This window comes from Corynebacterium sp. KPL2850, assembly GCF_040225855.1.
Classification (GTDB): Bacteria; Actinomycetota; Actinomycetes; order Mycobacteriales; family Mycobacteriaceae; genus Corynebacterium.
The window spans coordinates 1-4,009 of sequence record NZ_JBEHFV010000058.1; the positions used below are offsets into that span (position 1 = coordinate 1).

The 4,009-nt window shown below is 59.0% G+C and carries 4 protein-coding genes and 1 pseudogene; 4 read left to right on the plus strand and 1 reads right to left on the minus strand.

Going from position 1 to position 4,009, the window contains the following annotated elements; all coding sequences use genetic code 11:
- From ABRP93_RS11445 to mobC, 4 genes are all read left to right on the plus strand, one after another.
- The coding region (locus tag ABRP93_RS11445; RefSeq protein WP_349888000.1) for a DNA polymerase at positions 1-1,702 on the plus strand (1,702 nt) is incomplete at its 5' end.
- Between the two features lie 123 nt (positions 1,703-1,825).
- Positions 1,826-2,305, plus strand: a complete 480-nt coding sequence (locus ABRP93_RS11450) for a hypothetical protein (protein ID WP_349888001.1) — start codon at positions 1,826-1,828, stop codon at positions 2,303-2,305.
- Between the two features lie 3 nt (positions 2,306-2,308).
- Positions 2,309-2,746 carry a hypothetical protein gene (locus ABRP93_RS11455; protein WP_349888002.1) on the plus strand — a complete coding sequence of 146 codons (438 nt, stop codon included), beginning with the start codon at positions 2,309-2,311 and terminating at the stop codon, positions 2,744-2,746.
- 292 nt (positions 2,747-3,038) lie between these two features.
- The gene (gene mobC / locus ABRP93_RS11460; RefSeq protein WP_349888003.1) at positions 3,039-3,410 is read left to right on the plus strand and encodes a plasmid mobilization relaxosome protein MobC; all 372 of its coding nucleotides are present in this window, start codon (positions 3,039-3,041) and stop codon (positions 3,408-3,410) included.
- A gap of 285 nt (positions 3,411-3,695) precedes the next feature.
- Here mobC and ABRP93_RS11465 read toward each other — a convergent pair.
- Positions 3,696-3,938, minus strand: a pseudogene (locus ABRP93_RS11465) (IS256 family transposase); the annotation flags it as partial.
- Between the last annotated feature and the right edge of the window lie 71 nt (positions 3,939-4,009).

The window sequence follows — 4,009 nt, forward strand, 5'->3', positions numbered from 1 at the left end:
GGCATGGTGGAAAGGTACCTCACTTCCCCAGCGAGATGCTGGTTTCAAGGTGTCCACCATCTGGGGGTCAGGTCCCAACGGTGCGGAGCCTGTCGCCACCACCGACATCACTGGTGAGCTGATTCCACTGCTAGAGCGTGCCGACATCGTCGTGGGCCACAACATCCTACAGTTCGATCTCCCCGCTTTGCACCGTCTTTATGGCTTGGATGTGGAAGCCCTGGTCGTAGCCGATAAGGTCCGCGACACGCTGGTGATGGCCCGGCTGGCCGCTGGCGGAGATAAACGGCTCAAGTACAACCTCGACGCTGTCGCGTCCCGCTGCGGCGTTGACGGCAAGCTGCTCAGTGACGGTGAAGCCGCGCTGAAGACGCTGTCTAAGCAGTATGGCGGCTTCGACAGGATCCCCACTGACAATGCCGACTACGTCGCCTACGCCCTGCAAGATGTCCGCGCCAACGTCGCGGTGTATGACAAGCTCCTCCTTACTTTCGGCGAGGTCGTCAGTGATGACTACCTGCGCCGCGAACATCAGAAGATGCACGCCCTCGCCGTCGTGGAGGCCCAGGGAATCCGGGTGGACACTGCCAAGGTCGACGCCTTCCTCAGTGAGGAAGAGCAGACAAAGTCTGCGATTCGCCGCTGGCTCGTCGACACCGTCGGCATCCCTGACGAGGGTAAGTCTCCGTGGGCCTCAGCTGCTGGTAAGCAAGCCATTGCCGACTACCTCGACAGGTTCACAGTGGCCGCGCCGCGCACGGTAAATGGGGCTATCTCTATCAGCGCGAAGGCACTCAAGGAGCTGGCTGAGCAGCACGCCGACATCCCCGAAGTGGTGGAGCTGGCAAGCAAAATAGAGACACTGCTGCAGGCCTCGACGCCTGCCTCGACCATTAAGAAGTACTTGCGCGGCGACCGCGTTTTTCCATCCATCCGCTCCAGCCAGACGACCGGACGTCTCAGCACCACGAAGCCTGGAATGACTGTCTTCGGCTCGCGCGATGAGCGGCTCATTCGCCAGCGTGAGATGATTCTGCCGGACGGCGCAGATGAGGTCTTTGTCAGCGTGGATCTCTCCCAGATCGACGCGCGATGCATGGCAGCAGGTTCTTCAGACGCGCGCTACGCCGAGTTGTTCGCGCTTGGGCGTGACGCACATACAGAGATGGCTATCCGTGTATTTGGAGATGCATCTCGCAGGCCCGAGGCTAAAGCTCTTGGCCACGCCGCGAACTACGGCATGGGGCCAGAGTCGTTTGCCGACCATGCTGGCATCTCTGTGGTTGAGGCTCGGTCTCAGCTCGACTGTCTGCATAGTGAGTTCCCGGAGCTTGAGACCTTCAAGGAGCATCTGCGCAAGAGTGCTAAGACTCGTGGCTGGGTTTCCACCGGCTTCGGTCGTCGTGTAGCTGTCGCACGAGATAGGGCTTATACCAAAGCACCGGCTGCATACGGTCAAGGCACAGCGCGTGACGTGTTCCTGGAGGGCGTTCTCAACCTCCCGAAGGAGGTGCTAGAGATGGTGCGCATCTTCGTCCACGACGAGATTGTTCTCTCTGTGCCACGTGAGCGTGCGGGGGAGATCAAGCAGTGCGTGCTTGAGGCTTTTGAGTCAGTGCAGCTGCCCGCAGCAGACGGAATAAGTATCCCGGTTCTTGCCGATGCAGCTGGCCCTGGCGAGAACTGGTCTGAGTGTAAGTAGGGGGTTGCTATGCCGCTTACTCGTAGCCCTCCCTAGCCGGTTTTAACGTCACAGAGACGTTAATGCTGTGGGTAATAACCCGCGTAGATATTAGTCACCTAGTACAGAAAGGCAGAGGCTTTGGTGAACCAAGAACAGCGGGCCTCGGTAAATATCGCGAGGCTTATAGGGGCAGATTTTGGCAAACTCTCGAGCGGCCTCGACGGCCTGGAAGCGATAGCAGCGGAGTATACCGCGCAAGCTCAAAAGGCCCGCGATGCCGTGGCAGCGATGCCGGATATTTCCACCGAGGGAGAGGCCCCCTCGGTGGAAGAACTGCAAGAGATGATCGCGGAATCTAAGCGTGAGGAAGCGCTAGCTGCAGAGCGCGAGGCTGCGCGTCAGCGTGAAGCTGAGCAGGAAGCAGAGCATAAAAAGAAGCGCGAGGAAGAGCGCAAGCGCCGGGAGTCTCTGGGGCGCATTCGCGCCCAGGAGGCGGAACGCCAGCGGCGCAGGGAGGCTATTAACGGGGCCTGGAACCCGACGCGGAAGTTCACGCCGTTTGTGCCACAAGAGAGCACGAAGGCAGAACCAGAAAATGACGATTACGAAGTGGAGTTTTAAGTTATGACCGATTCTAAGGTAGCCACGTCCATTAAGAAGGCTCTTGCGGAATTAGGCACCGTCGATGGGCTGGCTGAGGAGGCTCAGAGGGATGCCGAAAAGAAGCGCCAGGAGATTAAGAAAGAGGCTCAACGGAAGCGTCGGCGAATCGCCAAGAAGAAGCGTGAAGCGGAACGGAAGGTGCGCGAGGAACTGGGCACCCTTCTTCTCGAAATCGACAACGAAGAGGGCGATTTCGCCGGGTTCAAAAACCGCACAGTCACAGAGTTCCTGGACGCGGTTTTTGACCGGGAGCCGGGCGCGGATGCGCTCGGCTTAGAGTCGGAAGGCGGGGCCGCTTCCGACTCGGCAGGCACCGAGGGTAGCGAGCCTTCTGGAACCTATAACGGTTCCGAAGGCGGCTACTCAAACGGCACGCATCAGTCCCAGGGGTGGGTCTGATGTGTCGTTGTTCGGTGCCCAACTGGGTGGGGTCTGGGGAGGGGCGTAGCGCCCTCCCTGGCAAGCCGACCGCAACGCGGTCGCCCCGGAGTCGTCAGACGCAGGGGTTTGCTTGCCGCATGTTTGCGAGGGAGGGAAATCGGTTACGCCCCTGGCCAGCGAAATGGGCGCTTCGCGCCCATGAGCGTAGCCGGGAGGAACCGATGAACGACCGAGTGAACATGTCCGGTCTGTTGCCGACAAAGTCGGCATCAGACCCAAGCAACGGAGCAATCAGGAAGGAGGCGCTGTTATGAGTAAGCGAGTAACAGTGCGCCTATCAGATGCGGAGGTGCGTCTGCTGGAGGAGGCCACGAGTTATCTCGGGGACTCCTCCAGCGAGGTGCTGCGCAAGGCTCTGAGGTTTCTCTGCCTTAGTGAGAAACCTCAAGTCGAGCACGTGTACTGTGTGCGCGATCCATCACTGGAGAAGCTGCTGGCTGAGTTTGCCCGCCAGGGCAATAACCTCAACCAGATCGCGCGGCATCTTAACGCCGGAGGCGTGCCGGAAGAGGTCGTGGATTCTCTGCGCAAGGTGCTGTCTATGATTGCTCATTCTCACGAGTCAATGGACAGCATCGTCAGTATGACTGAGGCCAATATGTTGGCGGTGGTGCCTCGATGAGCGTGGTGCAAGTATCGCGGTCTACGCACGCTATGGGTGCGGTGATCTATGCCGCCTACGGCCGGGGAGAGGACGCACGGGAAGAGAACCAACGTGCGGCACACATGACGTACTTCTCGCTCGATGCGGCATCCTCGCCTAAGGCCTGGTGCACGAAAGGACTGAACTGGGTGCACGGTGCTGCCACGGCTCGGAAAAATGAAGCGTTTCTTATTACCCAGAGTTTTTCCCCAGAAGAGTTCAGCAGTGAAGAGCGTGTCAAGTTGTTTGTGTGTGGGGCTAGGTTTATAGGTATTTGTCGAAGCGGGCGGGAAAGGCTACGGCCATTTGGTTGATGGCTTGTTTCCAGCCGGAAACTCGGGCTCCTTCCACGAGCCTGCTGGCGGTAGCCGAGGCTCGTTTGCCTTGTTTCGCTCTCTTTGCGGCTCGTTTGTCTTCAATGTTGCAGATCATCAACCACAGCGTCTTGAGCGCGGATTCATCGTTAGTGAACTGCACCCTGTTGCGGGTGGCTTTACGCAGCTGGGCCCGACCCCCGGAAAGTGGACACATCGGGGGCTAGCTATGCTGCTTTGGTCAGTATAGCCGAAGTCTCGGTT

Coding starts and splice junctions, on each gene's coding strand:
- mobC (WP_349888003.1), top strand. CDS start 3,039: ATGAGTAAGCGAGTAACAGTGCGCCTATCAGATGCGGAGGTGCGTCTG.
- ABRP93_RS11455 (WP_349888002.1), top strand. CDS start 2,309: ATGACCGATTCTAAGGTAGCCACGTCCATTAAGAAGGCTCTTGCGGAA.